The organism is Paenibacillus sp. FSL R5-0908 (assembly GCF_038006245.1).
Classification (GTDB): domain Bacteria; phylum Bacillota; class Bacilli; order Paenibacillales; family Paenibacillaceae; genus Paenibacillus_AQ; species Paenibacillus_AQ odorifer.
Genome location: NZ_JBBOUV010000001.1, coordinates 3,251,368 through 3,276,107 on the forward strand (window position 1 = coordinate 3,251,368; position 24,740 = coordinate 3,276,107).

The window sequence follows — 24,740 nt, forward strand, 5'->3', positions numbered from 1 at the left end:
GAGGAAGAGAAATCATGAAAGATTTTGAAGTAATGCTGGAGAAATATGCGAACCTAGTTGTAAAAGTAGGAGTAAATGTACAGCCTGGACAAGTCCTTATGGTACATGCACCGATAGAAACCGTAGAACTTACTCGCTTGATTGTAGCGAAAGCCTATGAAGCGGGAGCTAAATATGTAATTGTTGACTGGGACGATGAAGCAACTACACGGATCCGTTATGAAAAAGCCCCAGAGGATTCTTTCGATTACTATCCACAGTGGCAGGCTGAGATGATGGAGAAATTCGCGGAAGAGAATGGTGCCATCTTACATATTAAAGTACCTGATCCTGAACTGTTTAATGGCATTGATTCTTCTAAGGTATCTAGAGCAGTCAAAGCAGCAGCTGTTGCTCGCAAGAACTACTCTAAATATACTCGGAACAGCAAAATTAGCTGGTCTCTGGTCAAAGCGCCAACACGTGCTTGGGCGAACAAGGTTTTTGCCGATCTTCCTGAAGAAGAGCGGGTAGAGGCGATGTGGGAAGCTGTATTCCAGATGAATCGTGTGGGCAGCAATGATCCGGTAGCTGCTTGGAGAGAGCATATTGGTCAGTTGAAAGAAAGTCAGGACAGAATGAACGCTAAACGTTATAAAAGCTTGCATTACCGTGCTCCGGGAACGAATCTGCATGTAGAGCTTCCGGAAGGTCATTTATGGCGCGGGGGTGGCGGTGAGAATGATAAAGGCGTTTATTTTGTAGCTAATATGCCAACGGAAGAGATTTATTCCATGCCCCATCGTACTGGCGTTAATGGCACAGTTAGAAGCACGCTACCTCTTAATTTGAATGGACGGTTAGTTGAAGGACTTTCATTCACTTTTGAAAAAGGGAAAGTCGTAGCTTATGAAGCTGAATCCGGACGCGAGCATTTAACCTCACTGTTGGCAACGGATGAAGGTGCATCTTATCTAGGAGAAGTAGCCTTAGTGCAGCATGATTCTCCAATCTCTCGCTTGAACCGCATTTTTTACAATACAGGGATTGATGAGAATGCCTCCTGCCATTTCGCACTAGGAAGTGCTTATCCTGTAAATATTGAAGGCGGCACAAAGCTTACGAACGAAGAACTTGTGGCTAGAGGAGCTAATGTCAGCTTAACTCATGTCGATTTTATGATCGGTTCGGCAGAGCTGGATATTGACGGAGAGCTGGCGGACGGCACGATTGAACCCGTATTCCGTAAGGGAAATTGGGTGTTGTAAGGAGAAGAAAAAAGCCGGATCTCTTCCAATGAGATTCCGGCTTTTTTTGAGTGTCTATACTGGTCATTTTTAGATTGAAAAATAGTTAAGACTCATAGCCTCACGTACTTCGGCCATTGTTTCTTGAGCAATGCTGCGGGCATGCTGTGTTCCAGAGATTAAGATTTCCTGCACAAGCTTGGGCTTAGTAGCATAATAGGAACGACGCTCTCGCATCGGTTCTATAAGCTGATCTAGAGCTGTCGAAATCAACTGTTTGCAAGCAGAACAACCCATGGTACCCCGCTCACAGCCTTCACGAATTTCGGTTACCCCCGCTGAGCGAAAAGCACCATGATAAGCAAAAATAGGACAGATATCTGGATGTCCAGGATCATTTTTATACACACGCGCTGGATCGGTTGTGGCTTTTCGTATCTTAAAGATGATCTCTTCCTTAGTGGAGTCCAGTTCGATGGTATTGCCAAGGCTTTTACTCATTTTAGCGTTGCCATCCGTGCCCACAAGCCTCGGCGTCTCACTGATTAGCGCTTTGGGTTCCACCAGTATCGGGCTGTACAGCTCGTTGAATCTGCGGACGATTTTGCGGGTTAATTCCAGATGAGGGAGCTGGTCTTCCCCTACAGGAATGATCGTTGCTTTACAAAATGTTATGTCAGCAGTCTGACTAACTGGATAACCAAGAAAACCGTAATACAATTCATTTAAGCTCGAATTTTTCGATTCGGCTTTAATCGTGGGATTATGCCGTAAAGAATTCACAGTAACAAACATAGAGAACAAGATGGTCAGCTCTGCGATTTCAGGGATCATCGATTGAATAAATGTAGTTGTTTTCTCCGGATTTATACCCACAGATAAATAGTCCAGTGTGATCTCATGCAGATGTTGACCCAGCAGCTGCGGACGATCAAAATGGGTCGTTAGGGCTTGAATATCCGCCAAAAACACAAAAGTTTCATATTGCTCCTGAAGAGCTACTCGGGTCTGCAAGCTGCCGGCGTAATGGCCAAGGTGAAGCTTTCCAGTCACTCGATCTCCTGTTAAGACACGTTCGTTCATCATATAAATTCCTCCAGTTATTTAGCATTTGGTTACACTCGAGTCGCCACCACCAGCCATCATCCATGGCCATCACCTCCTTTAAATGACAAAAAAACCTCATCCAATAAGGACGAAGTTGTCGTGGTACCACCTTAAATGATCGTGTCACCTTACGATTCTTGGCTTTCGATCTTCTCTTACCTGTACGGAGAGGTTGAATTTATTCTCGATACAGGTCCCATGATAACGGCGGGAACCCCGGTTTTCCCTACTGTATCCATTAAGAGAGTTCGGAAAAACAACTATAAAGGCCATTCGAGCATACGCTGGTCACCGGTTCGCACCTACCACCGGCTCTCTGAAGACCATGTTCGTCTGTCTACTTACCCTTTGTCATCGTTGTTCATGATATGTGAATTATTGTAATGCTGAACAGGGGTGTTGTCAATGAGTGGAAATCGTATGTTGATTGACGAGGTATCTAGGTTTATATGATCTAGCAAAGTATACCTTAAATGTATATAATCATCAGGAATTTAGTCCAATCTATCATTGCGGATTCACAATATACTATTCTATAACCTTGAAATGGAGTGATGATAAATGGCGACAATAATAAGTTATGGGTCACAGGCAAAAATCCCGTTAGATCCGTTTACTACTGCTATAACGGTTGCAGGGATTCCTGGAGCTGGAGCGGGTCTAGCCACAGCGCAAGTAAATATAAGTCCGGCTAATCCGGCTTCTTTCTCCAGTAGAGTCGAGTTAAATGGTAGTTTTAGTCTTACTGCACTTGCTAATAGCCAATTTCTTGTTATCATCCGACGAGCTGGAGTCGATATTTATAGATCCTTTTATCGTTTTACTACAATTACTGATATTCAATTAAGTGCTCAGTGGGTTGATGGTGCTTATATTGGAGTCCACAACTATGAATTGGTAATTCAGAATGATAGCAACTTGCCTATAAATCTATTTGGACCCATATCATTCACAGCAACTGCAATTGGAGGAGAGGGCGTAATTTAAGTTATGTTCCTGTGCGCCATTCAAGGGACGGGTGAATCAAAGCTTTGGACAGTTGAATCGATCTGATTCAGCTGTTCTTTTTTCGTGGGCGTATAATTGAAGTACAACTCTCACAGCATAAATCTCCAACCATTTCTTTGATAGAGCGGTTTATTTATTTAAAATGTTATCCTCTAAAACAGCGTATTTATCGCCGAATTGCTTAATGATATGTTGTTCTCCCCAATTACATAATGCAGTCAAAATATCGCTTAAACTATCACCATATTCACTAAGCTCGTATTCTACTTTTGGTGGAACCTGATTATAAACAATTCGGTTGATGATTCCATCTGCCTCAAGCTCGCGTAGCTGCTGGGTTAACATTTTTTGAGTAATGCCGGGCATCAACTGTTTTAACTCGGAGGTGCGTTTTTTGCCATGAGTTAAATGACATAGAATTACGCATTTCCATTTCCCTCCGATGACCTCTAGTGTGGCTTCAACAGAAATATTGTATTTTTTCTTGATAGTTGTTGTTGTTGTTGTTGTTGTTGTTGTTGTCATGATAACCTCCAAGGTATGGGTACTTTTTAGCACCTATGGCACTTTTAAGTGCGTACTATTGATTATGTCCAATTTAACCTATCATAACATTTTTCGTTCAATTTTTATAGAATGCTATAATTTAGAGAGCTTTGGGCAAAAAAAGCTAAACGAAATAAAAACCGTTTCTATACCTCCCCCGTCTTAATCTATGAAAGGTTGAAGAGAGGAGGCTAAGGAAGGATATGACGATGACTAATGCAGAAATGAAAAAAGTAACGATTCTTGATACTCGGAGCGAGACAGATTTTTACGATTCGATATTGGTACATAGAGAACAACTGTACAGTATTGCTTATAGTTACTTGCGGAACCGAAACGATGCGCTGGAAGCGATGCAGGAAATGACTTGCCGGGCTTGGATTAATAGAAAAACTTTAAAGGACCCCAAAGCATTCAAATCATGGATTATTCGAATTCTAATTTATGTCTGTATAGATGAACAAAGACGAAGAAAACGTTCCATGCCGCTGGTAGATGAAAGAATAGGAGAACAGGTCACACACATTGGCCATCATCGGATGGAAATGCTATGGGCACTCGAGCAGGTTAAGCCCAAGTATCGCCATGTACTGCTGCTAAAATACTACAATGATATGACCTTGACTGAGATTGCTATCATTATGAATAAACCCGAAGGGACGGTTAAGACTTGGCAGCATAAGGGGCTCAAGCAGTTGCGAACCATCATAAAGAATCGGGGTGAATGGAACAATGAGTAGTCAAGAGGAGCTTGCCATGTTAAGCGATGCCGAACGTATCCCACAAGAACAAAAAATAGAGAATGCAGCCGCTCAAATCTATGCGATCCAAGCAGGTTTGGAATTAGGCAAGAAACGTGGCAGAAGGTTAATGTTCACAAAAAGCGCGATGTCTGTGCTGGCGGCTGCAGTGATGATAGCGGGCTTGCTGTTCTTCAATCCAACCCAGCTGTTGCCGCAGCAAGGGACTTCGAGTGTTGAAACGTTTGATTGGGGCGTATTGGAGCCTTTTAAAACATTGGCTGCAGCTGATATTGATGCTCTTACACTAGAGTCTGCAATCCGGAATGATTATGTACAAATCGTTAATAAGAGTGCTGAATCAAATGGATATAAAATTACTCTAAATGCTGTGCTTGCTGATGAAAATAAAATCATGCTGCTGTATACGGGGACAACAAGTGATGGTCAGGAAGTGTACAGTGTAAATAGTGTGAAGCTGACAGATGCTGAAACTGGACGAGATGTAATGGAGGAGAATGGGAATAGGGGAGGAATGGGAGCACACGCAGAGGGAACCCTATATACATGGCTCGGCAAAACTGTATTTTCACTGGACCGAAATAAACCAAGGCCAACAGACGTAGTTGCGGATTTTCAGATTGCCTCAGTAGACCCGGGAATGTTAAGTAAACCGAAAACAGGAACGGTTTTATCCGACATGCGGTATTCTGATCGTTTAAAAGTGAACTTCTCTATTGATCCTAAGTTTTGGGAGCTGAAGACGGAGACATTAGTTGTTGACCACCCTTTCATAATTGACGGACAGGAAGTAAAACTAGCCGAAGTCGAGCTTTCTCCGTTAAGCATAGCGCTTAAATTTACGATAAATGAGGAATTGAAAACGGATTGGATCGTCCGAAATGAACTGTTTCAAAAGCTCCCCTATGAATTAACAGCGCAGGTTGGGAAGCGCGACATTAAAATTAATCCGAATTCTGGTAGTGGATCTGATGATGGATTTATAAGTTACTTCAGCAGTAATGTGTTGGATCACCCGAAGTCTCTACGACTGAAGCTTAATGCGGGGGCAGATCGAGAGAAAGAAGAGTATATTGATATTCTGAAAAAATGAGCGGTATACGATATTAGTGAATATGCGTTGGGAGTTGTTATATAGCAAAAAGGCCGCTGGTTGCGGCCTTTTTGCTATTGTAGGGACATTATACTAACTTTGTGAGTTACCTTTTAACACCAAACGCGCCACTTGTTAAATGAGAACAAAGTCCTGATGCTCCTATCAGGACTGTATGTGCATAATGCTCCTCACGGGCAATAGGTGCTTAATGTTCCTCACGTTCCATACGCGAGTGAGAACCATGAGGCTCCTCACGTTTCACAGGCGCCTCATGTTCCTCAGGCGCCTCATGTTTCTCAGGTTTCTTATGTTCCTCACGCGCGTAACACTCCTAACGGACTGTATTGCAGCTATTTTGGCTTTTTGGACCATTTTGCTTAGTTTTCGGACTGCATAGCTCTTATTGGTCTAAATCCACACCAAAACAGAGCATATTGGGTTGAATAGCTGCATCTGAGTCCGATAGCACTGCGAAATGCCCGGATTCTTCGAAATAAGGGCTCCTGAGTCCGAACCATCTGGCCTCGTAAATACTGCACTGTAAACTGTAAAATCGTCGTCTAGCCTCGTAAATACTGCACAGTAAACTGTAAATCACCGTCTGAGCGTCTTAGCTATTTCGGCAGAACAAAAGTGGCGTTAGTGCGGTACAAAAGTTTGCTAATTTGGTGCTAATGTGGCGTTAATATGGCGCTAGTAGCACTAATATGGTGCTAATTTGGTGCAAAGGTGGCGCTAATGTGGCAACTAAGTTAGTAACTTTTCTCGTTGTAGTTATGGGAGTACGTGTTCAGTGATTAGTTAGTCGCATTAGTCGAGTTAGTTGCTGTAATTTGTTATCAACCATTCCTTGTTTGACCAGGACAATTTGCCTGCCCCTGAGCCGTCAACAGAGGTAAGTCTAGATTTTAGACTAGCTGGGTCATCTGAAGTGTAGCTATAAGGTAGTGTTGTTAATCCGTTCCATGCAAATGCTTTAACGGCAGCGGGTGCAGGGGAGAGAGGGCTGTTCTTAGCTGTACTGTCTCCTCTGAACGTTGCTCCATCTAGTGAATAGATCGTATCTAAAGCTGCGATTGCACCTGTATATTTGCTATTACTTGCATCCGCTTGATTGTTGCGAAGAGGATACACTACATCAATGATTACAGAACTTTCAAGTAATACAGCTCCTCCTTCTGTCGAGATGGCTCCGTTACTTGTAACCCCGAAATGATACCCCTTGCTTGAGATCGCTTTTTCCATAGCGGAGGTTAGACGTTTTTTAGCCAATCTGGTATCTTCGTTGTCCATTACAATGTTATAGGCATGCGCATTACCACTACGAAGGCGGGGCATACGGTCTTGTATATCTTTATAGTAGTTGTGATGGAGCGTCACAGAAAGAAGCGCATTATCAGCTGCAAACTCTGTTGCGCCTATTAAATGGCCCTTTTTTTGGCTAGCGGCAATCGCAATGATGTCGTCTTTACTTAGGCCAACTGAGCTGCTTCTTAAATAAGCGTACATGGGATAGGCAGCCTTGTCGGCTTCCATTGCATTAATTTGCTGAGTAACCCAGCTGTTTGCGTTTCTATCATCCCCTAAGAAGGATGACCATGAAATGGTGACGCCGTTACTGCCTTTTTTAACATCGACAACTCCGTCATAAGATTTATTGAAGGTGCAGTGGTCGATCCATACGTTGTTGCTGTTCTCAATGGTGATGTAGTCCCAGTCGTTTTTATCGTAATTTCCTTTGGTTGCTTCATCCCATTCCCACAGCTCATCAAATTCAAGGTTGCGGATGATGACGTTAGAGCTTCTTTTAAAAGTAAAAGCGGCATGTTTAATGGTTGCACCCTTAGCAGAGAAAATGGTCAAACCGTCGAAGTTGTCTATAGACACTTTGCTGACACCAGTCTCTATTAATACGGGATGTGTTAAAGCACTGTTATGAGCGCTAAATGGGGAGATCTTTGCCGCATCAGAAATTTCATTCCATCCCAGATCCAAGTCGTTCATAATTTCAATAACCTTTATTTTGGATCCTTTTCTCAGTGCAGTGGCAAGATCTTCTGCGCTATATACCTTTTTATAGAGTGGACTGGTTTCTTGGATATTTCCACCACCTGTTGTTCCTGTGGCAAACCCAGCCAAATCATATTCACTAACCTGAACCGGTGTAGGCGTGGGTGAAACAGTAGGTATCGGTGTAGCAGTAGGTATCGGTGTAGCAGTCGGTATCGGTGTAGCAGTAGGTATCGGCGTAGCAGTCGGTGTCGGTATAGCCGTCGGTATCGGTTTAGCAGTCGGTGTCGGTGTAGCAGTAGGTATCGGCGTAGCAGTAGGCGTTGGTGAAGCAGTCGGTATCGGCGTAGCAGTAGGCGTTGGTGAAGCAGTCGTTAATGGCGTAGCAGTAGGTGTCGGCGTAGAAGTAGGTGTTGGTGTCGGCGTAGTGCCATTGGTGTCAGAAACGGTCACGTTGTCGAACATCGTAATTGTTTTAAAGGTAACGAGCCCTGCTGCACCTTTTTTTAATTTGGAATCGGAAGCTGAGAGCTCCAGCGTATCATTTATATACAAGTTGATGGTATTTCCGCTCATTTCGAGTTTTACATTATACCAAACTCCTGTTTGCAGAGCGTAAGGTTTGCTGGACAAAGTTGTAGTAGATCCAGAAACCTTCTTTCTGATTTCCAGCATGCCATCATTATTATTATACAAAGAAGCTGCATAAAAATTATTTCCATCTATGTATCTGCCTGCAACATAAGTTCTGTTTGAGCCATTAAAATCAACTACTTTTACATCCGCTTCCACAGTGTAATCGCTCCAGGCTGGATCACCTGCAGAAGTACGTCCTTCTTTTGTGGCAGACTGGTAATATACGCTGTTGCCTTCGTCCTCAACAATAGTCCAATTCCCACTATTGGACGTCCATAGATTATCGCCCTCTTCAAAGCGGTCTTGGAAGAAGTTAGAAGCACTTGCCGGATACACAATAAAAAGAGAAAAGAGCAGGGTTATGCACATAGTAACACTCACATTTTTCTTAATTGATTTTAGTAAACTCATTGTAATCCTCCTTATATATTTATAAATTTATATTAATATAAATACATATATCGGAAATAAATATAAGTAATAATATGATTATAAAGTCCTTTTTTAATTAGTGCTATAATAGCTTTTTGGGTATTCAACGATGAATTCTGATCTATACGAACTAGGAGTGATAGACTTGAGCGTAATCCGAATGGAGAACGTAACTAAGAAATATGAGAATACATTGATCTTTCGAGATATTTATTTTCGTGTGAGCAAGGGCGAACGTATTGGCTTAATCGGACGAAATGGAGCAGGTAAATCTACTGTTTTTAAGCTGATAATGGGAAAAGAGGAGCCAACGGCAGGAAAAGTAGAATTAGATCCCAATGTGAAGATCAGCTACTTCTCTCAATTTTCGGAGCTTTCCGGGTCTTTGTCTGTACAACAAGAGCTAGAACTTTGCTTCGAAGAGGTAGCAAACATTGAACAGGAGCTTAACCAAATAGGAGAACAGCTTGGGCAGGTGTCGGATGATGTCCAGATGAATGCACTTTTAGAGCGCCAAGCTGAGCTTTTTGAACAAATGGAGCATTTGGATGGCTGGAATGTATCTGTGGAAATCAATACGGTGCTGACTAAATTAGGATTCGATGAGAGATCGCGGCATCAACCTGTAGAGGAGTTATCTGGAGGCTGGAGGAACCGCGCGGCACTGGCTAAAGTCTTAATTGAAGGGCCCGATGTTGTATTGCTCGATGAGCCTACTAATTTTTTGGATATGGAAGGGATCGTATGGTTGGAGCAGTGGCTGCACCGTTTCAATGGGGCGATGCTTCTGGTCTCTCATGATCGGCAATTTATTGACAGAGTGGTCACGCGGACGATAGAAATCGAGAACTATCATTTCCAGGAATATGAAGGGAATTATACCGATTACGTTCGTAAAAAGAAGATGCGCAAAAAAGTGCTCGATCGGCAATTTGAGTGGGAAGAAGAACTTCTCCTTATGGAGTCTGAGGCCATTGAAAACCGCGGTAGTAAGAAGTCCTCTAAGGATCGTCTTTCGCGTAAGCTAACGGATATGAAAAAACGAGTGGAACCTCATCCTGTTAACGTATTAATCACTGATATCTATAGCAATTTACGTTTTCCTGACAAGCTGGCGGAAGTGAAGAGGATTGGACAAAGTTATGATGGCCGCTCCATCTTCCAGAACATTAGCTTCGATATTCAAAAGGAAGACCGGATAGCTATCGTGGGTCCGAACGGCAGCGGAAAGTCGACACTCATCAAGGTACTGACTGGACAAGAAGCACCGGAATCGGGGGAAGTGACTTGGGAACGAGGGGTCGGTTATGCGTACTTTAATCAGATGTGGGATGAGCTGGATCATAAAGATACTGTCAGCCATGCCGTAAATGTTTATGGACTGGGACTGGACGCACCGCGGAAAAAGGTGAATAAATTTCTATCGATGCTGCAATTCTCGGAAATGGATCTGAGTAAAACGATTGGCAGCCTTTCAGGTGGACAGCAGGCCAGAGTGGCTTTAGCGAAATGCCTTCTCTCCGGAGCTGCTGTCATTATTTTAGATGAGCCCACTAACCATTTGGATTTAACTAGTATTCAGGTGATGGAGCAGGCGTTGATTCATTTTCCTGGCGCTGTAGTAACAGTAAGTCATGATCGGTTTTTTATTGATAAAATAGCGACGAAAATGCTCACCTTTGACCCTGAATTAGGCATTACTGAGCAAAATGTCTAGGATTACGCGGGAAGTCGGATGATCACTGTCGTTCCTTCACCTACGTGACTGGAAATTTCAATTCCATATTTTTCGCCAAAATGAAATTGAATGCGATCATGAACATTTTTAATGCCAATATGTTCTTCATCTAAGGTATCTGAGGGTTGAGAGAGACGGAAACGCAGCTGTTTAAGTTTCTCTTCCTCGATGCCAATGCCGTTATCTTTAACGATAATCAGCATATCCTCCCCCGATATCACTGAGGATACCTCAAGCAGACCTGGTTCACTGCGACTTTCTAGGCCATGTACGATAGCATTCTCTACGATGGGCTGCAAGGAGAAGTGCATGACCTTAATGATCTCGCATTGCGGATCTAGCTGCTCCATGTACTGTAATTTATCTCCAAAACGCAACTGCTGAATCTTCACATATAGCCGGACATGCTCAAGTTCTTCGCGCAGGGTAACGGTGATTTTCCCGGTCTGGATATGAATCCGAAACAATCTCCCGACGATCCCCACCATCTCGCCAATCTCTCTCTGCCCATTGATGATGGCTTTCATTTGAATAGATTCAAGGACATTTGCCAGGAAATGCGGATTGATTTGGCTTTTGAGCGCACCATACTGGGCTACTTTTTGTTGAGCCTTGGCCATCGAAGATCGCTCAATATAGTTTTGCAAATCTTTTACCATCTTACGAATTCCATTATATAGAACCCCAAATTCATCTTGACGATTACTGTACAAATCCACATCGAAATTCCCCATCCCCACCAGCTTCACCTTCCGGCTTAACAGAATAATAGGTTTGGTTACGCGTTCCGAGAGGATATACATAAATAAGAGTGCAGTAACAAGCGATAAGAGCGCCAAAGTTAAAATGATTTTGCCAAGAAAAGAAGCCTGCTTAGTCATCTCTTTTTCATCAATATATTGAATGACCTTCCAGTTGGAGTAAGGAGAAGTAACAAAATTAATGTACGAATCCTTGTCATCAAAAGTACCATATAAGCTCCCGGCGTCATTGTTCATAAAAGTGTTAAGCGCCTGTTTGTCGATGGGGACTGGCTCTAAAGGACTCGTCTCCAATGAATCTGAACTGTAAACATTGCCCCCCTTATCGTCTAAAATAATAAATTTCCGCTTGCTATTCTCGGACAGCTTTAAGATTTCCCGTAATGAATCCAGCCGGATATCGATTAACATAACACCTAAGGGCTGCTTGCTTCCTTTTTTATTAATGACTCTGGCGATGGAGATGACGGATTGTTTGGAATTGGTGCGATAGAAGGGGAGGTGACTTCCAAACAGGATTACGCCCCCCTTTTTTTGCTGCGTCTGTAAATACCAATCCTCTTGGGTGTAGTCCTTCACATCATAATCCGCACGATTGAAATTGGCAGAATAGAATACACGTGACCCCGCGAAAATCTGCACACTGTCGACATTTTTAATCGTCATTTCAATCCCGCTGATGAATTGTTCAATCGTGTTTCCATACTGAATACTTAGATCATTCCCGATATTATCTTTGTTGATAGTCCAATGCTCGAGAGCGGTTTGTAATTGACTATCTACTTGGGCATTAAGGGTCCCTTTTTCAATACTTTGCAGGTACTGGTCGATGTTGAAAGAAAGATTATTAAGGATAAGATTAGAGCTGCTTTGATATTCATTTTTGACGGCTTGATTTGAAAATATATAGATAATCGCAGATATAATTAGCAAAGGAATAGTAATGGTCAGGATCATCAGCACAAAAATCTGCCGATTGACATGCCGCATGCGATAGTGTTTTTTCGGCTGGTTTATTTGCATCATTTTGCTTACCACCCCGATTGTTTTCTATAGTCTGATGGGGTCATGTTGGTGAAGAGCCGGAACGTTTTAACGAAATGCTTATAGCTCTTATAACCACACATTGTGCAGACATCGGTCACTAGAATTTCCGGTTTTTTTAAGCATTCCTGCGCGTATTCCATACGGATTTCGGTTACAAATCGCATATAGTTCTTATCGAGTTTTCTTTTGAACAGACGGCTTAAATAAGAAGGGTTATAGAAGAAGCGATCCGCTACCATTTGTAGAGTAATATCTTGATCAATATTAGCTCTAATAAAGGATTTAATATGTTCAAAGATAATCACATCCTGCTGATGGTTATCCGTCAGACCTTCGGTATATATGTTCCCCAGATGAACCATCCAATTCCCCAGCCACTCGAACATGACCTCAAGGGAGTGAAAATCCTCAACAAAAGTAAGGTTTAATAGTTTATCGCTGTACACACCATCCCTATGAATGTGGTTTTTATTAGCAAAGCGGATAATGACACTTATGATTTCTTGTACATACGCAAGCCATAGATCAGGTGAATGGCCATCTGTTTTATGCAAAATATCTTGTGCCAATCGTTGCATTAATTGTAGGATCTCTTGTTTATTGGCGTTTTCGATGCAGGAGATTATTCGTTTCTTATCGTTGTCATCTAGTTGGATAAGTGTTGGTTTAGTAGCTATGGCGCCTGCCTTTATAGATGAAATATGGAATATATTGCGTTCACTTTGATAGAAGCGTTGGTATAACAGCTTTTCAGACTCGTGAAGTAATGATGTGATTTGAGGCAGTTCGTTCGTCAATGTACCTATGGCAAGATAAAGGGCAAGATGATGTTCTAACGTAAGCTTGTTCAAATGCTGATCGAGTTCAGTAAGTACTTGGGTCTCAAAAGGGACAATGCACGTTGCAGTCTGTGATCCCATGACTATTAGCCCGTATAGTTTGGATTTAGCAGCATATGTAAAAATAGATCGTGGCAGACTTGCCGGGAGATAGGCCTCCGTAGCAAGATGTATGAACTTAGTCGCCAGTTCTCGCATCCACCTTGTGGATGGTGAAGGTGTTTCTCTGATAGGGAAACCTGCCAAAACAAAAGGGAGATACAGATAATGTTTACTTTTAAAATTACATAATTCAGCGATTAAATTAGTGTCAATTGCAGGTTGTTCTTCTTCGAGTAGTAGCTTTATAAGCTGTGAGCCTTCCAGAGTAGAACGTTTCTTTTGTTCTTGTTGTTTAAGTTGCAGCTTGTTCATACACTCTTGAATCACGGTTAGGCTTTCTTCATATTCCAAAGGTTTGAGCAAAAAAGCATGCACACTCCCAAGTTTGATGGCTCGTTGAGCGTATTCGAAATCATTAAATCCTGTCAAAATAATAAACAAAGTATCAGGAAGGAATTGGCGAAGCTCTTCTATCATCTGAAGACCATCCATTTCGGGCATGCGAATATCAGTGATCACTAAATCTGGTTGCTCACGTAGTGCGGTAGCGACACCTTCTTTTCCATTCTCCGCTTCAACAATACTCTGAACACCAAGCTCCTGCCACGAAAAGTAATGTTTTAATCCCGTCCGTATTAACGGTTCATCCTCTACAATCATAAGCTTGTACATGAAATCCCTCCGGAAGACTAGATTTATAGTGGATTTTTCATCAACGATACCATCAAATGTAAGTTATAAGCTTAAGATTAAAATAATTATAGATGAAATATGTAATGTATTATAACATTGAAGAGGAGCTGAAAGAAGGTATAGGTCAGAATACGACCCTAAATGTAAAAGGAGTGGGATTCTCCTAAATTTATAATTGATTTATGATTAGCGCAAGGAATGAGAAAGCATTTTATTCCACAAAAATAATAGGGGGTAGCACATGAGAGCAATGAAAAAAGGGCTAATGAGCATTGTTGGTGTCGCACTTTTAGGTACACAGTTAGTTGCATGCGGAAATACGAATACAGCGAATTCCGCCAATGAACCAAGTAATAATACTGATAAGAGTGAGCCCGCGGCCACTGAGACTGCTGCTAAACCAGTAGAAATAACATGGTGGAATTTTCCGAGCTTTCAAGCTTTAGATGGTGAAGTTGGCAAATACGAGAAGGAAATCATTGCAGCTTTTAATGAGAAGAATCCGGAAATTAAAGTCAACCTTGAAATGATCACCTTTGAAGGCGGCCCTGAAAAACTGAATGTGGCGATTGCTTCGAATACTGCACCTGATGTAATTTATGATGCTCCTGGACGGATTATTGACTGGGGTAAAAAGGACTTATTAGCACCTCTTAATGATATGGTGACCGATGAAGTGAAAAATGATATTTCGGAAGCCTTTTGGAAACAGTCAAGTGTTGGCGATGAGATATTTATGTACCCGATCAATACAGCTCCTTTTATGATGGCGGTAAACAAGACCGTTTTTGAGAAGATTGGCGCGTTAGATTTGCTTCCTCTGGATAAGGAAGACCGAACTTGGACGTTTGAAGAATATAAGAAAGCGCTGGAAGCTGTTAAAGAAAAAGCACCTGATGTTATCCCAACAGGATTCTTCGCGAAGAGCCAGGCTGGAGATCAAGGTACTCGCGCGTATCTTGCTAACTTAGGTGTATCCAGATTTCTAAATGAAGATAATTCTGCAGTCGCGATCAATACTGATAATGCTGCGAAAGCGTTGGATTGGATCGTTCAAGCTACAAAAGATAAACTTAGCGTTTCTGGTGCGGCTTCCCTTGCGGCTGCTGACGTGAACGACTTATTTTTACAAGGGAAATTAGCCTTTACACTCAACTATTCTGCAGTACTTAAAGCTCAGAACGTATCTAAAAAAATGGTTGAATTCGAAGATGTTCTGCTTCCTTTCCCAACTTTAGATGGATCGGAACCTAAGCTTGAACCTTACCTCGGCGGTATGGCTGTATTCAATAATGGCGATGAAGCTAAGATTGCAGCTTCTAAGAAGCTGATTGATTTTATTGCTAATGATCCTGTATGGGGGAAGAAAAACTTGATTCAAACAGGTGGTCTGTCTGTTCGTAATTCGATTACAGGCCTCTATGATGATGCAGAGTACAAATACGCTGAGTATGCTCGTAAATTCACAACAGATGCACCTACCATTGCCGATGGATATGCTGATATTCGTACTTTCTGGTTCCCTGAATTACAACGTGCTTTAACTGGAGGCGCAACCGGTAAAGAAGCTTTGGACAGCTTTGCTGCAAAAGCAAACGAAGCGATTACGAAAGCAAAGGCTGCAATGAAATAAAAAAAGTGAATGGTGTCCAAAAGAATAGAGTGCGGGAAAGCACTCTTTTCTTTTTAAATCATCGAAGAAATGGGGAAGGACTGTGGGGACAACGGTTCGCAAAGTAAAAGGTTATGTGATTCGCGATTGGATGATGAGTTATCTCTTTTTAGTGCCGGCATTTGGGTTTTTCCTGCTTTTTGTAGCTTATCCGATGGTGAAAGGGGTCTATATTAGTTTCTTCGATTATTCGTTGAGAGATTTTAGCTTTATTGGCCTCGATAATTATATCTCCTTAATAAAAGATGATAATTTCAGGAAGTCGATGGGAAATACATTAATGCTTGTACTCATCACCGTACCCATCGTTATTATTTTCTCGTTATTTATCTCTATGAATATTTATAAGAAAAAAGAGTTTGCCAGATCGTTTTTCCGCGGAGTGTTCTATTTGCCGGCTGTATCCTCGGTCGTAAGCATCACAGTCGTTTGGGGCTGGATTTATCATCCGAACTATGGGATTCTAAATTATTTAACCAGCTTTTTGGGAATGGAGCCTATATCCTGGTTAGGAGATACGAGGACTGCACTGCTTGCAATTATCGTGGTTCTGATAACGACCTCTGTAGGGCAGCCGATCATTTTATATGTGGCATCTATTGGGAACATTCCTACTTCTTACATAGAAGCAGCTGAGATTGATCGGGCGACGCCTTGGCAGATTTTCCGAAAAATATTATGGCCCATGCTAATGCCAACGAACTTATATATTATCGTGATTACCACGATCAACACCTTTCAATGTTTTGCGCTAATTCAGCTGCTCACCTCGGGTGGACCTGTGTATAGCACATCGACTGTAATGTATGGCGTTTACGAACAAGCCTTTATGCTCGGTCATTTTGGATATGCCTCGGCGATGGGTGTCATCCTTGCGATTGTGATCGGGATCATTTCTATCATTCAATTTAAATACTTTGGCAGTGATGTTGAGTATTAAGGAGGGGACATCATGAATTCTACGAATCCGTTAGAACTGAGAGCACCTATTGGCCAATCTAAGAAAGTAAGCAGATGGAAAAAAGAATTGACGATTCCAAAAATATTAGCCACTATCTTGTTGATTCTGGCAACGTTGTTTTTTATCTTCCCTTTTTATTGGGTGGTTTCAGGGGCATTTAAGCTTCAGACTGTAGCAACAACGATCCCCCCGGAATGGTTTCCGGCTAAGCCGACTCTGCAGAACTGGACCGAGTTATTTAAGAATCCCGTTGAGCGCTGGATGTTTAACAGCTTCATCATTGCTTTTTGTGAAATGGCAGCGATTTGTATCGTTTCTTCCTGTGCTGGATATGTGCTTGCTAAAAAGTCTTTTCCTGGCCGAGGCATTATTTTTACGATGTTTGTTGCCGCAATGGCATTGCCTAAGCAAGTTATTCTTGTCCCGCTGTTTACGATGCTTGCAGATTTTGGTTGGGTCAATACGTATAAAGGGCTTATTTTACCAGCGATTGGCTGGCCATTTGGAGTCTTCCTAATGAAGCAGTTCGCGCAGACCATTCCAGGAGAATTAATTGAAGCAGCCAAAATAGATGGCAGCTCTGAAATTCGTTTGTTCGGCACCATCATTTTACCTTTGTTAAAGCCTGCAATAGGGGCACTGGCAATCTTTACCTTCATCACTTCTTGGAATGATTATTTCAGTCAGCTGATCATGACCAGATCGACTTCAATGATGACATTACCACTTGGGGTAGCGACTCTTCGGGGTGAATTCACCACAAACTATGGACTGCTTATGGCGGGTGCTGCGTTAGCCTCTATTCCTATGATTGCAATTTTTCTAATGTTCCAAAAAGCCTTTACCCAAGGGATTACTATGGGGGCTGTAAAAGGTTAATTATTCTTATAACAACGAAAATTAGTAGTATGAATTAAACGACGGAGGCTGTAATTTATGAAATCATATGAGCTTGAATCCTTTAAAGGCATTATTATCGCTATGTACTCCAGTTATGATGCTGAGGGGAGAATCGATAAAGAAGCAGCCCGGAAATTAGCTCGTCATTATGCTACTACCGGAGTAAAAGGTCTTTATGTTGGCGGAAGCTCTGGCGAAGGTATGCTGCAATCTGTAGAAGAACGCAAACAAATGCTCGAGGCAGTTATAGCAGAGGTTGGAAAAGAGCTTACAATTATTGCTCACGTGGGTGCTCCATCTACAAGAGACAGTGTTGAACTAGCTATCCATGCTGAGAAAGTTGGCGCACACGCAGTATCGGCTGTTCCAGCGATTTATTATCGTCTGTCACCGGACAGTGTTGAAAGTCATTGGCAGGCGATTATTGATAGTACGGCGCTTCCATTTATTATCTATCACATCCCGCAAACTACAGGCTTTCAATTATCGAAAAGCTTGCTGATTAAGATGGCAGCTCAGGATAAAGTAATCGGGGTGAAAATTTCGGCGGAGAGCACGTTTGAGCTTCAGCAATTTAAAGCCGCAGGCGGGAAGGATTTTCTAGTCTTAAATGGACCTGATGAGCAGTATTTGGCGGGCCGCAGTATTGGGGCAGATGGCGGGATTGGTGGAACTTATGGGGTGATGCCCGAGTTATTCCTAAAAGTGGAACAATGTTATGTGCAAGGAGAGATGGCTGAGGCGCAGAAATGGCAGTTCATCATCAATGAGCTCATTGTTGAATTGCTATCCTTTCCTTCATTATATGGTGCGTGTAAAGCGATCCTTAGTGTGCGTGGATTTGAAACAGGTCAGCCAAGGATGCCACTTTTACCGGTTAAGGATTCCGATCAGGAGCGGGTAGAAGCTCTGAACAATAGAATATTAGACTATATTCTTGAAGCGAAGGGATAGGGTTAATAATGACTCAAATAAGTGATATCTTTCCGTTGAAAGGTCTGATTGTTTCCTGTCAGGCACTTGAGCATGAGCCGCTTCATGGTGGGGATACAATGGCTAAAATGGCAAGAGCAGCGGTTCAATCAGGAGCTATAGGAATCCGGACAAATGGTGTTCCAGATATTGTAGCTATCAAAAAAGAAGTAAATGTACCGGTCATTGGACTTATTAAACGGGATATACCCGGATCAGCCATATTTATAACACCAACCTTAGATGAAGTGAAGGCGATTGTTTCTGCAAAAGCAGAGATTATTGCGCTTGATGTAACGAATCGGGAAGAACGCTTAGAGTCAGTAAAGCCATTAATAGAATATGCACATCTGAGAGGTGTGCTTGTTATGGCGGATATTTCGACATTTGAGGAAGGGCTTGCCGCCGAGAAATTAGGTGTGGATTTCATTGGTACCACGCTTTCAGGCTACACTCCATACAGTACACAGCAGGAAGGACCGGACCTTGTCTTAATTCAACAATTAAGCGGATCTGTGAACATTCCTGTTGTTGCGGAAGGACGTATATGGACACCGGAAGACGCAGCAAAAGCTAAGAATGCAGGGGCATCATATGTTGTTGTAGGAAGTGCAATTACTAGGCCACAATTAATCACTTCGAGATATGTTAAGGCCGTGAGCAATGTCAATGACTGACGGAGGTGAGTCCGTGATGGAAGGGTATGATCCTCATATAGAATATGCGATTGGAGTAGATATTGGCGGCACGAAAATTAATGCCGGACTCGTCTCTTCACAAGGGGACGTTTTACATACTGTAAGCTTAAGCACATTGGCTGGACAGAGGAAAACAATGGATCGCATTATACTAGCAATTCGGACATTAATGGATGAAATAACAGCACAACAAGCGGGAATTCAGCTCCAAGGAATTGGCGTAGGATCGGCAGGGCAAATGGATTGGGAGGCGGGGCGTGTCCGCTCCGCTTCGGAGCTTATCCCTGGCTATGCTGGCACAGCTTTGAAGGATTTACTTCAGACACAGTTTCAACTTCCGGTAATCGTTGATAATGACGTGAATGTATTAGCATTAACAGAGAAATATTTAGGCTCAGGCAAAGAGGTAAAAGACTTTATCTGTCTTGCCCTTGGTACGGGCGTGGGTGGAGCGATAGTCGTAGACGGCCATCTTGTCCATGGTTCTTGGGGTGGGGCTGGAGAGTTAGGCCATATGTCCGTAGATTTCAAAGGACCTGCATGCGTTTGTGGTGGAACAGGCTGCTTGGAGCAGTATGCTTCAGGCACAAGCATCGCACGTCGCATGCGCGACAAGCTTTTATTACATAACCAGTCCCCAGAGAACGTAGACTCACGGGAAGTGTTAGCGAGATGGAGGACGGGTGACTCTCTTGCTACAGAGTTAATGGAAGACACGATTGCTGCGCTCGGATCCGCGATCGCTTCATTAATCCATATTTTTAACCCTAAAGTCATCGTCATTGGCGGTGGAGTTGCTGAAGCAGGCGAACTTTTATTTGAAGGTATTAGAAGGGAAGTAAGGGGCAGAGTAATGGCATCTATGCTGGAAAATGTTCGTATTGAAGCGGCCTATCATGGTAATTTATGTGGAATGATCGGAGCGGGGCTGCAAGTGTGGGAGTATAGTCCCAATAAAGTAAAGAGGGCAGAGTTATAAGGGGCTATTCACCATCTATCTGTATAGCGAGTCACGGGGAGCAATACGTAGAAGCATTTAATTGTACATCGTACAACTATATTTCTCGAATCCCTCCAGCCGATGGGTATAAGTGTATTTTGTACAGCTATTTTCTTGATTTACAGCCTTAGTGGTGGCTTCTCGTGTTTTTAGTTGTATAAAATGCAGCTAAAGTCAAAATGATTGCATTCGCCTACGAAATAACTGTATAGAATACATTTATTCTATTTCTCAGATTCCCCAGAGATCCGGTGTAATTGAGCCATTGAAGATTGATTAGTGTTTTGGGATTGATTAATTTTTTAAATAATTAAGTTAGAACCACATGTGAATAATACTCCATGTGGTTTCTTTTATTAGCTATAGCCCACCCCGGTACCCAATGCCGAATGAACCCTTCGTTCAACCATCAACACAACTAACCCATGTTATAGGAAGCAGTTTTTCGCTTTTTACGTTGAATTTATGATGGTGATTCATTAATGTGAGTATATCACACGATATCGCTACGACGAATTCAATGTGTCCAAAGACTCGGGGAAATTCGACCTTAACTGGTCCGGCTCGGATAACTTGTTTGACCATACCAGCCTAGCTAAGATTTTAATTAGGCTTAAGGGATACAAATTTTCCAGTTTGTATCCCTTAACTTATATAACAAAGGATGGGAAAATTATGGTCGATTATAATAACAATGAAGGAATAGGCGGTTTTCAACAAGGTAGCTATCGTCCATTAGCTATTCATCCCATTGAGGCGAATTGGACCAGACAATCCCGATTCAGAGCTCCAACATCACTTTCAGTTTTGAAGCGAGTTGTTGACTCGGGGCGGCCGGATTTTTCATATGGATTAAGCTCGTTTACAGTGGATGAACAAGGGAGAGCCATTCTAGCTGTGGGGCAGGGTGATTTCGAGCTTAATCATCAATACGGCAAACCATATTTACCTGTGTACATATGAAGATGAGTCACAAATTATTGGGAGACTCTATGCTTTTGACGCGGATGGAACCATAAGATGGGTTTACAAGTGCTCGTCCATATTTTGGTACGATCCGGTTATTTCCCGTGAAGGAATCATATGTGCTGGTCAAAATGTGAATTCCAAACTTTATGCTTTTAGTCCTGATGGAGAGTTGTTGTGGGAGAAACGGATGGGTCAAGGAGAAGGGCACCGTCCCCCTGTCAGAGATCAGGATGGGGTTATGTATTGGTGTCTTTCTAGCCAGTTATATGCCATTGCTCCGGATGGCGAAGTGAAATGGATATACCAACCGGAGGGAAGTTACGTTGACACCAGCCCTTCCCTGGGCGCAGACGGTAATTTATACGTAAATTTGACCGGCGGGGAATTCATTTGTTTAACGCGAGACGGTGAACAACTATGGAAAGCGGAAACTAAAGGTTTTGCAATAACTCAACCAATTCTCGGCCAGAGGACGATGAGTCGCTCGGTCGGGAATTTGTTCAAGTCCGCAGAGACCGTCAAACTATCAAATCCTAAGGGGATTTGCTCCGGCACAGTGAATTATATAGTCCTAATTAAAAAATGTTTTTTTATAAAATGCTATAGATATGGTGGGAGAGCAAAAGCTCTGCCTATCAAATTCCCTTGATTTAATAGAATAATTTACCGATAATGTTAATGGGGAAACCAAAAATCAAATCCGTCATGAAGCAGGAGGCACTATCGGACAATGATGACTTTAATGAACATGGTGCGGGGAACGGAGAACGATCTTCCTGCTAAAGAGATGATTAAGTATTGGAATCATGAGCCTGGAACTTTAAAGATGGTAAGGGCCAGCAGCAATTTTATTTATTCCTTTCAGTGGAATGGTAAACGCTTTTATTTAAGGTTTACTCATGAAGAGGATAATTCTGCAGACAATATCCAGGCAGAGCTGGATTTTATGATGTATTTATTAGAGCAAGGTTATGAGACCGTCGCTCCTGTGCGTTCTAAATCTGGCAATTGGATTGAGACGTTGTTAACGAATCACGGGCGATACCACGGGGTAGTTTTTGAACAGGCCCAGGGTGAATATGTTTCACTTGATGAGATGAAGGAACCTCATTTTTATCAATGGGGCCAATCGCTTGCACGTCTGCATAATTATTCGGAAACCTATGCACCGAGCACGCCTTATCGCAAAAGCTGGGTCGATTCATTAAATTTTATTTATTCCGTATTGAGCAGACATCCTGAGGAGCATAAGGCGCTTAAGGAATATGAGCGGATTGAAGCTTGGTTATCAGAGCTCCCTTTTGGAGTAGGGCATACTGGGCTCGTACATTATGATTTTGAGATGGATAATATCTTTTATATGCAAGAAGAATCCCGCTACAGTGCCATCGATTTTGATGACTCTATGTATCACTGGTTTGCGATGGATATTACATCGGCGTTAAGAGACCTGACGGAATCGGATGATAATGAAAGTAGAAGAAACATTGACCATTTTATTAGTGGATATAGATCGGTTAAGCAGCTAGATGATGAGTATATTAAGTTGATACCTGAATTTCAAAGATTTGCAGACTTATACAGTTTTGCTAGATTACTTCGGTGTATGGAGAATACGGATGATTCTATTTTCCCGGATTGGGCGAAACAGCTTAAACTGAAATTAGAAAGAGTTTGTGACCGATTACGAACCGGCTTTCAAGCACATATAGTGCTGAAGAATATCACTGAAAAAAACTGGTACGCTTGTACTCAATTAGAAGTATCGGATGAGCAAAAGGCTATTTTTCCTGTACCGGTGGTCTATTGGTTAGCAGAAGCAGCTTATTGTGGTATGACCCCGCTCGCTTTATACGCAGATGAAGAATTGGTAGGTTTCTCTGTGTATAGCGTAGATCCTGAGGACGGAAGTTATTGGATTATGGCTTTTATGATTGACCAGAAATACCAGAACAGAGGTTTAGGCAGAACGGGTATGGATACCTTAATTCGTTATATTAAAGCAGAACATCATTGCGACAAAATCGTTATTGGCCATCGGATCGAGAACGAACGTGCTTCGAATTTATATACATCACTCGGGTTCGTTGAAGTCAGTAGGGACGAGGTTGAAGTTATACGAGGGTTGGTAGTGTAAAAAGGGAGAAGCCGCAAAAGGTTTGGCGGCTCTTTTTTATATATGGAAATAAAATTAATCTACAGAGCCGGTACTCAGCAGCTGATCAAAAGAGACAGGGAATAGTGGCTCAATCAGCGATAGAATTGCTTTTGCATACTCCTGAATTTCTTTCTGAGCGTCATGCTCCAGTCTTTGATTTAAAAAATGAGCTACAGATTGAACTGAAGCTGTCCAGTACCAACGAACGAATAATCCATAAGCAGGTAGAAACAGTCTTGCTTGTTCAGCACATATGCCATCTGCTAAAGCTGCTTCATACTTAGATAATCCTAACTCGGTGTATTCTTGAAGCTCGCGGGTGTATTTTTCACCAAGCTCCCATGCAATAATGTCACCACTGCCTTGTTTGGAATTCTCTGGTTTGGACCTCCATTCTCCCGCAGCAGGTTGATAAAAAACGGGTTCTTCTGTTATGTATCTGCGGCTGGATTCGTTCCAGGCTTCCAAGCTATCTCCAGTACCTTCGTAATGAGCAGAACCGACTACGTATTTCCACCACTGTCTCGCAACCATTAATGGGGCATAAACCTCAAATTGTGTGATGGCATGGCGGAAAGGAGAGGTATGTCCTTCACGGGCAAGAAATTTTATTAGTTTAATATCCCGATCACTAAGCTCAAAAGATTGTTTAGCATAAGATACACGCGCAGCGTTAGCAACCGTTAAATCTGAGCCCATATGATCTACTAATCTTACATAACCTTCATTTAAAACTTTGATTGTTGTCAATTTAATGCAGCCTCCTTTTCCAAAGCAGAGTAAATGAGTTCGTCACACCATTGTTGATTGCAAAATCTAGTCTCTCTGAGGATTCCATCCCTAATCATTCCTGCTCTAATCATAACTTTTTCAGATTGAAGATTCTCTGCATTGGCATATGCAACGACTCTATGGGCATTAAGTGAGCTAAAGGCGTAGCCTATCAGTGTTTTGACGGCTTCTGTCGCATAGCCCATTTTCCAGTATTCCGGCAGTAGGACCCAGCCAATCTCCCACTCTCTGATCTCTTCCCAATTTAACTTTATACTTACATTACCTATGGGTGTACTATTTTGCTTAGTACATACTGCTAAATCATAATGCTCACGCGGATCGCTGGTAGTCTGAGTCAGAATCGAAAGGAAGTTCTCTTCAATTTGTTTTGCATCTGGTGCGGTGTTTTCATATTTGTGAGACAAAGGATTAAGTTCCAGTTCTTCATAAAAAGAAAAATCATCGCTTGTATAATCTCTTAATATCAATCTATCGGTTATTATTTCCATGAGCTAACACCTCCTAATCCATGATTATAATGGAAGACTCTGTAATTATCACGGAGTAAATTCACTAGAAATACAAAAAAAAATTTCTGTAAATTTTTCTCTAGTAAAATTGTGGAATTGTGATA

The 24,740-nt window shown here is 42.2% G+C and carries 21 protein-coding genes and 1 other annotated feature; of the genes, 14 read left to right on the forward strand and 7 right to left on the reverse strand.

Annotated features, from left to right (window positions below; all coding sequences use genetic code 11):
* Nucleotides 1–14 precede the first annotated feature (14 nt).
* Nucleotides 15–1,247 (forward strand): aminopeptidase, encoded by a 1,233-nt coding sequence (locus MKZ09_RS14490; protein ID WP_076135568.1) that lies wholly within the window; start codon nt 15–17, stop codon nt 1,245–1,247.
* 69 nt (nt 1,248–1,316) lie between these two features.
* On the opposite strand, the gene trpS is transcribed toward MKZ09_RS14490, so the two are convergent.
* On the reverse strand, nt 1,317–2,312 hold the full coding sequence (gene trpS, locus MKZ09_RS14495) for a tryptophan--tRNA ligase (protein WP_076202651.1): 996 nt from the start codon (nt 2,310–2,312) through the stop codon (nt 1,317–1,319).
* A 102-nt stretch (nt 2,313–2,414) separates the two neighbouring features.
* Nucleotides 2,415–2,697, reverse strand: a binding site (T-box leader).
* 197 nt (nt 2,698–2,894) lie between these two features.
* Between trpS and MKZ09_RS14500 the strand changes: the two genes are divergently transcribed.
* Nucleotides 2,895–3,320, forward strand: coding sequence for a hypothetical protein (locus MKZ09_RS14500; RefSeq protein WP_036686349.1), 426 nt, complete (start codon nt 2,895–2,897; stop codon nt 3,318–3,320).
* A 150-nt stretch (nt 3,321–3,470) separates the two neighbouring features.
* Here MKZ09_RS14500 and MKZ09_RS14505 read toward each other — a convergent pair whose 3' ends face one another.
* A complete protein-coding gene (locus MKZ09_RS14505; RefSeq protein WP_179089528.1) occupies nt 3,471–3,866 on the reverse strand; it encodes a winged helix-turn-helix transcriptional regulator in 396 nt (131 codons plus the stop codon).
* Between the two features lie 224 nt (nt 3,867–4,090).
* On the opposite strand from MKZ09_RS14505, the gene MKZ09_RS14510 reads away from it, so the two are divergent.
* Entirely contained in the window at nt 4,091–4,627 is a 537-nt protein-coding gene (locus tag MKZ09_RS14510; protein ID WP_076202655.1) for a sigma-70 family RNA polymerase sigma factor, read from the forward strand.
* Nucleotides 4,620–5,741 carry a DUF4179 domain-containing protein gene (locus MKZ09_RS14515; protein WP_076135576.1) on the forward strand — a complete coding sequence of 374 codons (1,122 nt, stop codon included), beginning with the start codon at nt 4,620–4,622 and terminating at the stop codon, nt 5,739–5,741. Before MKZ09_RS14510 ends, MKZ09_RS14515 begins: the two co-directional genes overlap by 8 nt.
* Nucleotides 5,742–6,563: 822 nt before the next feature.
* On the opposite strand, the gene MKZ09_RS14520 is transcribed toward MKZ09_RS14515, so the two are convergent.
* Nucleotides 6,564–8,801 carry a pectate lyase family protein gene (locus MKZ09_RS14520; protein ID WP_256719162.1) on the reverse strand — a complete coding sequence of 746 codons (2,238 nt, stop codon included), beginning with the start codon at nt 8,799–8,801 and terminating at the stop codon, nt 6,564–6,566.
* A gap of 166 nt (nt 8,802–8,967) precedes the next feature.
* Between MKZ09_RS14520 and MKZ09_RS14525 the strand changes: the two genes are divergently transcribed.
* Nucleotides 8,968–10,539 carry an ABC-F family ATP-binding cassette domain-containing protein gene (locus MKZ09_RS14525; RefSeq protein ID WP_076202660.1) on the forward strand — a complete coding sequence of 524 codons (1,572 nt, stop codon included), beginning with the start codon at nt 8,968–8,970 and terminating at the stop codon, nt 10,537–10,539.
* A gap of 2 nt (nt 10,540–10,541) precedes the next feature.
* Here the strand turns inward: MKZ09_RS14525 and MKZ09_RS14530 are convergent, their stop codons facing one another.
* Together MKZ09_RS14530 and MKZ09_RS14535 are read right to left on the reverse strand one after the other, a co-directional pair.
* Nucleotides 10,542–12,347 (reverse strand): cache domain-containing sensor histidine kinase, encoded by a 1,806-nt coding sequence (locus MKZ09_RS14530; protein ID WP_076202664.1) that lies wholly within the window; start codon nt 12,345–12,347, stop codon nt 10,542–10,544.
* Between the two features lie 5 nt (nt 12,348–12,352).
* Nucleotides 12,353–13,981: a response regulator transcription factor gene (locus MKZ09_RS14535; protein WP_076202668.1), complete on the reverse strand. Its 1,629-nt coding sequence runs from the start codon at nt 13,979–13,981 to the stop codon at nt 12,353–12,355.
* Nucleotides 13,982–14,243: 262 nt separating this feature from the next.
* Between MKZ09_RS14535 and MKZ09_RS14540 the strand changes: the two genes are divergently transcribed.
* The 9 genes from MKZ09_RS14540 to MKZ09_RS14575 all read left to right on the forward strand — a co-directional run bounded on the left by MKZ09_RS14540 (nt 14,244) and on the right by MKZ09_RS14575 (nt 23,311).
* Nucleotides 14,244–15,635, forward strand: a complete 1,392-nt coding sequence (locus tag MKZ09_RS14540) for an ABC transporter substrate-binding protein (RefSeq protein ID WP_076135584.1) — start codon at nt 14,244–14,246, stop codon at nt 15,633–15,635.
* 82 nt (nt 15,636–15,717) lie between these two features.
* A complete protein-coding gene (locus tag MKZ09_RS14545; RefSeq protein ID WP_440941451.1) occupies nt 15,718–16,614 on the forward strand; it encodes a carbohydrate ABC transporter permease in 897 nt (298 codons plus the stop codon).
* 12 nt (nt 16,615–16,626) lie between these two features.
* Nucleotides 16,627–17,514 carry a carbohydrate ABC transporter permease gene (locus MKZ09_RS14550; protein WP_076101717.1) on the forward strand — a complete coding sequence of 296 codons (888 nt, stop codon included), beginning with the start codon at nt 16,627–16,629 and terminating at the stop codon, nt 17,512–17,514.
* Nucleotides 17,515–17,571: 57 nt separating this feature from the next.
* Entirely contained in the window at nt 17,572–18,489 is a 918-nt protein-coding gene (locus MKZ09_RS14555) for a dihydrodipicolinate synthase family protein (RefSeq protein WP_076202673.1), read from the forward strand.
* Between the two features lie 8 nt (nt 18,490–18,497).
* On the forward strand, nt 18,498–19,184 hold the full coding sequence (locus tag MKZ09_RS14560) for an N-acetylmannosamine-6-phosphate 2-epimerase (protein ID WP_076202676.1): 687 nt from the start codon (nt 18,498–18,500) through the stop codon (nt 19,182–19,184).
* A gap of 16 nt (nt 19,185–19,200) precedes the next feature.
* Complete coding sequence (locus tag MKZ09_RS14565) at nt 19,201–20,184, forward strand: ROK family protein (RefSeq protein WP_256719168.1); 984 nt, start codon at nt 19,201–19,203, stop codon at nt 20,182–20,184.
* A 696-nt stretch (nt 20,185–20,880) separates the two neighbouring features.
* Nucleotides 20,881–21,168: a hypothetical protein gene (locus MKZ09_RS14570; RefSeq protein WP_076202679.1), complete on the forward strand. Its 288-nt coding sequence runs from the start codon at nt 20,881–20,883 to the stop codon at nt 21,166–21,168.
* A 136-nt stretch (nt 21,169–21,304) separates the two neighbouring features.
* Nucleotides 21,305–21,823 carry an outer membrane protein assembly factor BamB family protein gene (locus tag MKZ09_RS34455; RefSeq protein WP_076202681.1) on the forward strand — a complete coding sequence of 173 codons (519 nt, stop codon included), beginning with the start codon at nt 21,305–21,307 and terminating at the stop codon, nt 21,821–21,823.
* 81 nt (nt 21,824–21,904) lie between these two features.
* Nucleotides 21,905–23,311 (forward strand): GNAT family N-acetyltransferase, encoded by a 1,407-nt coding sequence (locus MKZ09_RS14575; protein WP_081394205.1) that lies wholly within the window; start codon nt 21,905–21,907, stop codon nt 23,309–23,311.
* Between the two features lie 54 nt (nt 23,312–23,365).
* Here the strand turns inward: MKZ09_RS14575 and thyX are convergent, their stop codons facing one another.
* Both thyX and MKZ09_RS14585 read right to left on the reverse strand, forming a co-directional pair.
* Complete coding sequence (thyX, locus tag MKZ09_RS14580) at nt 23,366–24,031, reverse strand: FAD-dependent thymidylate synthase (protein ID WP_440941442.1); 666 nt, start codon at nt 24,029–24,031, stop codon at nt 23,366–23,368.
* Nucleotides 24,032–24,078: 47 nt separating this feature from the next.
* Nucleotides 24,079–24,615 (reverse strand): GNAT family N-acetyltransferase, encoded by a 537-nt coding sequence (locus tag MKZ09_RS14585; protein WP_076135597.1) that lies wholly within the window; start codon nt 24,613–24,615, stop codon nt 24,079–24,081.
* Nucleotides 24,616–24,740 lie beyond the last annotated feature (125 nt).

Coding starts and splice junctions, on each gene's coding strand:
- MKZ09_RS14570 (WP_076202679.1), top strand. CDS start 20,881: ATGGTCGATTATAATAACAATGAAGGAATAGGCGGTTTTCAACAAGGT.
- MKZ09_RS14520 (WP_256719162.1), bottom strand. CDS start 8,801: ATGAGTTTACTAAAATCAATTAAGAAAAATGTGAGTGTTACTATGTGC.
- MKZ09_RS14505 (WP_179089528.1), bottom strand. CDS start 3,866: ATGACAACAACAACAACAACAACAACAACAACAACTATCAAGAAAAAA.
- thyX (WP_440941442.1), bottom strand. CDS start 24,031: ATGGGCTCAGATTTAACGGTTGCTAACGCTGCGCGTGTATCTTATGCT.
- trpS (WP_076202651.1), bottom strand. CDS start 2,312: ATGATGAACGAACGTGTCTTAACAGGAGATCGAGTGACTGGAAAGCTT.
- MKZ09_RS14500 (WP_036686349.1), top strand. CDS start 2,895: ATGGCGACAATAATAAGTTATGGGTCACAGGCAAAAATCCCGTTAGAT.
- MKZ09_RS14565 (WP_256719168.1), top strand. CDS start 19,201: ATGGAAGGGTATGATCCTCATATAGAATATGCGATTGGAGTAGATATT.
- MKZ09_RS14535 (WP_076202668.1), bottom strand. CDS start 13,981: ATGTACAAGCTTATGATTGTAGAGGATGAACCGTTAATACGGACGGGA.
- MKZ09_RS14550 (WP_076101717.1), top strand. CDS start 16,627: ATGAATTCTACGAATCCGTTAGAACTGAGAGCACCTATTGGCCAATCT.
- MKZ09_RS14560 (WP_076202676.1), top strand. CDS start 18,498: ATGACTCAAATAAGTGATATCTTTCCGTTGAAAGGTCTGATTGTTTCC.
- MKZ09_RS14510 (WP_076202655.1), top strand. CDS start 4,091: ATGACGATGACTAATGCAGAAATGAAAAAAGTAACGATTCTTGATACT.
- MKZ09_RS14530 (WP_076202664.1), bottom strand. CDS start 12,347: ATGATGCAAATAAACCAGCCGAAAAAACACTATCGCATGCGGCATGTC.
- MKZ09_RS14490 (WP_076135568.1), top strand. CDS start 15: ATGAAAGATTTTGAAGTAATGCTGGAGAAATATGCGAACCTAGTTGTA.
- MKZ09_RS14515 (WP_076135576.1), top strand. CDS start 4,620: ATGAGTAGTCAAGAGGAGCTTGCCATGTTAAGCGATGCCGAACGTATC.
- MKZ09_RS14540 (WP_076135584.1), top strand. CDS start 14,244: ATGAGAGCAATGAAAAAAGGGCTAATGAGCATTGTTGGTGTCGCACTT.
- MKZ09_RS14555 (WP_076202673.1), top strand. CDS start 17,572: ATGAAATCATATGAGCTTGAATCCTTTAAAGGCATTATTATCGCTATG.
- MKZ09_RS14575 (WP_081394205.1), top strand. CDS start 21,905: ATGATGACTTTAATGAACATGGTGCGGGGAACGGAGAACGATCTTCCT.
- MKZ09_RS14585 (WP_076135597.1), bottom strand. CDS start 24,615: ATGGAAATAATAACCGATAGATTGATATTAAGAGATTATACAAGCGAT.